Raw genomic sequence first — 423 nt, 5'->3', positions numbered from 1 at the left:
GGATGAGCGCCGGATTCCCCACGGAAGGAGCGTTCATGGATTGGGCAGGAGAAAGTCGCGTACGCGTTCGGCGGCATCGGCCGGGTCTTCCTGCATGAAGCAGTGGCCGCCGACCACCACGTGGGCGCTGACCTGGGGGTTGAGCGAGCACCAGCGCGCCACCGACTTGGCGACGAAAGGGTAGGTGCGGTCACCGTAGAGCACGCGGGTCGGCGTGGTGATCTTGCCCAGCGACGGCTACAGCCGCCTGGGGAAGGAGCTGAAGATCTCCGCTTCGCGGCTTGGCCGGCACTTCAGCTCGACTCCGCCGTCGCTCTCCTTCAGCGCATATTCCACGTAGGCCCACAGCGCCTCGTAGGTCCAGCCCTTGAAGATACCGCGGCCGCGCAAGCCGGCGTAGGCGGCTGCGCGATGGAGCCGTGG

General features: G+C 67.1%; 1 pseudogene. It reads right to left on the bottom strand.

Going from position 1 to position 423, the window contains the following annotated elements:
* Window positions 1-33: 33 nt before the first annotated feature.
* Window positions 34-423 (bottom strand): annotated as a pseudogene (poxA, locus tag FLO80_RS23980) (alpha/beta hydrolase PoxA); the annotation flags it as partial.

The organism is Aquicoccus porphyridii, from assembly GCF_008369105.1.
GTDB lineage: Bacteria > Pseudomonadota > Alphaproteobacteria > Rhodobacterales > Rhodobacteraceae > Aquicoccus > Aquicoccus porphyridii.
The sequence above is the reverse complement of the archived record's forward strand: the minus strand, read 5'-3'. Positions and strand labels throughout refer to the sequence as shown.